Here is a 4,714-nt window from a genome sequence, read left to right as displayed (position 1 = left end):
TTGTTCTATATTCACAAAAAAATCCGTAGTTAGTTTCCTAACTACGGATTTTGCATGATCGTTTGGATCGGTCAACCTGTCATTTTCTTAACTGATCGGCATTAGCCAATTGGCTCCTTTTTTATATCCATTAATAATTATCTAGCCAAATATAAGACGTTCAAACCAACCTTTATCAAGCTCTTCTTCGCAGTGTTTTAATTGTGCACCATAACGGCTCGCTCTGTGCTTAACTTTGTTCGCAACACCCATTAGCCACTTTTTCTTTTTGTACGTGCCACGCTTATACCCACCCCAACCTTCATGATAATTAAGGTATTGTGCGTAAGCATCCCATTTAGATATTTTATTTACTTTATGCGTTTTATAAACAAACCACGCCATAAAGTCGATTGCATCGTCAAAGTCATCTCTATCAGCACCGTTGTTGCCTGTTTCACGAATATAATCAGACCATGTTGGTGTTTTAGCTTGCGAGTAACCATAGGCATCACTTGCGCGACCGGTAGGAATTATCCATAAGAAGTACTCCATAGGCGGAGCGGCATCATGCTTAAATGAGCTTTCTTGGTACATCATACTCATGAGTACATGCTTGGGAGAACCCCATTTTTCTTGTGCATCTTTTGCATCGAAATACCAATCGGGCTTTTCTTCAAAGATTTTACATAAATCGTTAGGTTGCTTTGGGGGCGCTGTAGCACAACCGGCTAAAGTAATGGCGAGAGATAGGATAATTGCATTTTTTTTCATTTTTCTAAGATCTCACAGAACTTTTCTAAAAAGTGTGGGTCTGACTCAATGAATGCACCAGTACAGCATTAATTCATCCCTGAATATATTTACGCAGCCAACTTAGGCTGCGTTTTTTTGCTTAAATGTTGCTAAATACTAAGGTTATTTACCGTCAAAATACGCATCTAAAAACGCGGTAAATGACTGGGTATCTGCTTGCTCAATTGCAGCTTGTGCTTCGTTAGACTCTACAACTTGTTGTTCCAGCCAAGGCTTTAAAAACTCGCTGTAGTCAGTATCTGCGTGGCTTTGCTTATATTTACTAGCCAATGCTAGTGCAAAGTGACCGTTGTCTAAACCAGACTCTTTTAATTGTGACACGTAACGTCCAGAGTAAGTAAGCTCTGGATTATGTATCCACGTTGCCATGCGCTTTATAGTATCTGAGTAATAGTTAACACCATAAGCATTATCCATCCATTTAGCGACATCTGTAAGCTGGGTAAATATTTCATCGCCCCACGACTGAAGGCTACGCTGTGTGTTATTAAAGTTAAGCATTAGCCCTTCTTCTCGACCTTGGTTTACTACTGTGTCGAGATTTTCAGTACTACGTGCTTGTTCTTTCCAATCCATTGGAGCTGAATCTTTTAATAAACAATACGTTAAAAACACATCTAAAAAGTGAATTTGCTCAATATCAATACCAACTTCGCTAAACGGGTTAACGTCTAATGCGCGAATTTCTACGTATTCAATGCCTGCTCGAAGCAATGCATCCGTTGGCGTTTCGCCACTTTTCGCATTGCGCTTAGGACGAATTGGCGAGTAAAATTCGTTTTCAATCTGCAGAATATTTTTATTTAACTGCTTAGGGTTTTCACTCTTGTAGTCATCAAGATCACCATAAATTTCTGATGGTGTGTTGATTGCTTTTTTAAGGCCCGCTACATATTCATCTAACGAGTTATACATTACGCGTAGTGACGACTGAGCGCTATTTGTATAACCTAAATTACCTAAACGCAGTGCTGTACCAACTTCTAAGTAAAGCGTGCCTTTACCTAGTTTTTTAAATGGTAAGTCAGTTTTTCGACCTTGCAAAAATGAGTTACACAATGCTGGCGATGCGCCAAACATGTAACTTATTAGCCATAGTTCGCGTTTAAAGTTACGAATAAGCGATAAGTAGCCTTCTGAAATAAAATCTTGAAGGCTTGCATTGCTTTTTTGTAAAGAATGAAGTGACTGCCAAAGCGTATCTGGGAATGAAATATTAAAGTGAACACCTGCAATTGCTTGCATCATACTACCGTAGCGATTTTTTAATCCTTCACGGTATAGTGTTTTCATTTGACCAGTATTTGAACTACCAAACTGAGCTAGCACTATATCGTCTTGGTGCTCAATAAAACACGGCATGCTAATGGGCCAAAGTAGTTCATCGCCCATTTTTTCTAGAGTGAACTTTTGAAGGTCTTTTAATTGCTTAAGCGTTTGCGTTGACGATTCACTAACTGGAGTAATAAATTCAAGTAAAGACTCGGAAAAATCAGTTGTGATATGGCCGTTAGTTAACGCACTGCCCACACCTTTTGGGTGACCTTGAGGTGATATTGCACCATTATCTTGTATTCTTAGCGACTCTCGCTCTATGCCACGTTTAATGCCTTTAACTGCATGTTGGTGCTCATTTACTGATAACGCTTCAAGTGCGTTAGTTAAATCATGTGTTGTCAAAAAATCTTTCCTCGGGCCACGTGGCTTAATCATAAGGTTATGGGGGCTAATTACTTAGACTCAAGATTAATACCAATTTTATTGAAAATATGATCATTCTATCGCATTAAATAGCGCACTCACTGCGTTAAAAATTATTCATATAGAACAACTATATGTCATAATTTTCGCCTTGTTATTGTGCTATTTTCTTAGCGCTATAATTGATCACTTATTTAATGCAACTGGTATAAATTGCTAGAACAATATAATTTTTCTAAGTTAATAATTATTTACCCACTCTATACATGCGCTCAATATGACCAACATCATTATATTAAGTCGTAATATTGCCATTGCTCTGGGCATTATACAAATGCTTTAAATGCGTATTTAAGTATAAATTAAATACGCAAAATATAAGCCTAAAATAATAGACCGGAACTTATTTAAAATGAGTTCAATTTAGCTACTCGATATTTAAATTTGATCTAGATCAATAAAAACAATTATTTGCCTTATGAGCATAAAAGGAAAGACGCTATTTTTTGCTTTGTAGTGTGTAACCAATATAATGACAGCAACAATAAAGGATGATAATAAACATAATGCACAATGATAAAAGCTTAAAAAATAAAGAAGTATACTTTGATGAGTCACAAGAGCTTGTTTCTACTACCGACCTCAAGGGTGTAATAACATACGTCAATCAAGAGTTTTGCTCTGTAGCAGGTTATAGCGCACAAGAGCTTATCGGTCAGCATCATAATATTGTTCGTCACCCTGATATGCCAAAAGCGGCCTTTAAAGAAATGTGGGCAACATTAAAACAAGAGCACTCGTGGCGCGGCATGGTTAAAAACCGCTGTAAAGATGGCCGTTATTATTGGGTAGATGCCTTTGTAACCCCTATTTTTGAGCATAGCCGACTTGTTGGTTATCAATCAGTAAGAACTAAAGCAAGCTCTCAACTTAAGCAACGTGCACACGCTCTTTACAACAAAATAAATGCCAATAAGTCATCATTTAAACTACGAGAACACACCACAATAAGACAAGGCATTACTTTTATATGCCTATTACTTTGGCTGATTTTTATTGCTGTTACGGGATCAATCTCTTTAGCTGTAATTAGCCTATTGATGTGCGCCTTAGTTATTGCGCTAAATTATGACGAACTGATTGTTACCCCTAAAATATTACGCGAACAAAAAGCAAAAGCCGATTCAATCTCTCGCTATATTTACAGCGGCCATACACCGCATAGCGTAAGTGATTATAGAGAGCAAATGCTAAGCGCAAAATTGCGCACGGTTCTTGGCCGTATGAAAGACTCCACATTAAGCTTTAATGGCATCGCAACTGATCTAGATAAACAATCTACGCTTACTGAAAAAGGCATTTTTTCGCAAGGTGAGCGTTTAGAACAAATTGCATCAGCGATGACTCAAATGAGCTCTACCATTGGTGAAATATCAGTAAATACCGCTCAAACAGCTGATAAAGTGAATAACACCCATCAAAGTTGCTCTGAAATAAAAGACCATATTGCAGATAATAGTAAAATGGTATCTGATTTAGCTTTTCAAGTAGAAAAGGCTGCAACCACAGCCACCAGCTTAGCCTCTGAAGCAGATAAGATTGGTAAAGTAATGAGTGAAATAGAAGGAATTGCCGATCAAACTAACTTACTTGCCCTTAATGCAGCGATTGAAGCAGCTAGAGCGGGAGAGCATGGTCGAGGCTTTGCTGTAGTAGCCGACGAGGTAAGGACCCTTTCGTCACGTACTCAAAATGCTACAACACAAATCCACAGTTCTATTAAAGAAATACAAGATACTTTATTTAGCTGGTCTAAAGTAATGCAAAGCACTAAAGCACAAGCCGATAATTGTGTGCTGACAACCGATAAAACTCAAGTTGAATTAGAGGGGATTTTTATCCAAATCAGTGAAATATCTCATTTAGCAATACAAATATCATCTGCTGCAGAAGAGCAACAAATGGTTAGTAATGATATTAGTAATAATGTTTCGCAAATTAAAGACTTTGGAGATAACAACTTAAGCTTAAGCTTTAATGTGGCAAAAGGAGCAGCTGAACTTGTTGAAGGTTCACGTAGGGTGAACGATTTATTACTAACTTTTAAAGTTTAACAAACATAAAAAAGCCGCTATTTTAGCTAACACCGATCAGTTAAGGTATTTTTGATCGGTTGACCGATCTTTTGGTTGCTTCACAATACCCTTATCATCTTTTG

General features: G+C 37.6%; 3 protein-coding genes. 1 reads left to right on the top strand and 2 read right to left on the bottom strand.

What is annotated here, in order from left to right:
- Nucleotides 1-141: 141 nt before the first annotated feature.
- Entirely contained in the window at nucleotides 142-753 is a 612-nt protein-coding gene (locus tag I6F66_RS20315) for a transglycosylase SLT domain-containing protein (RefSeq protein WP_010554629.1), read from the bottom strand.
- 144 nt (nucleotides 754-897) lie between these two features.
- A complete protein-coding gene (gshA, locus tag I6F66_RS20310; RefSeq protein WP_165729582.1) occupies nucleotides 898-2,475 on the bottom strand; it encodes a glutamate--cysteine ligase in 1,578 nt (525 codons plus the stop codon).
- A 587-nt stretch (nucleotides 2,476-3,062) separates the two neighbouring features.
- Between gshA and I6F66_RS20305 the strand changes: the two genes are divergently transcribed.
- Nucleotides 3,063-4,610, top strand: a complete 1,548-nt coding sequence (locus tag I6F66_RS20305; protein ID WP_165729583.1) for a PAS domain-containing methyl-accepting chemotaxis protein — start codon at nucleotides 3,063-3,065, stop codon at nucleotides 4,608-4,610.
- The last annotated feature ends 104 nt before the right edge of the window (nucleotides 4,611-4,714 follow it).

Origin of the sequence: Pseudoalteromonas sp. NZS100_1, assembly GCF_015864285.1 — a bacterium.
GTDB classification, from domain to species: domain Bacteria; phylum Pseudomonadota; class Gammaproteobacteria; order Enterobacterales; family Alteromonadaceae; genus Pseudoalteromonas; species Pseudoalteromonas arctica.
The sequence above is the reverse complement of the archived record's forward strand: the minus strand, read 5'-3'. Positions and strand labels throughout refer to the sequence as shown.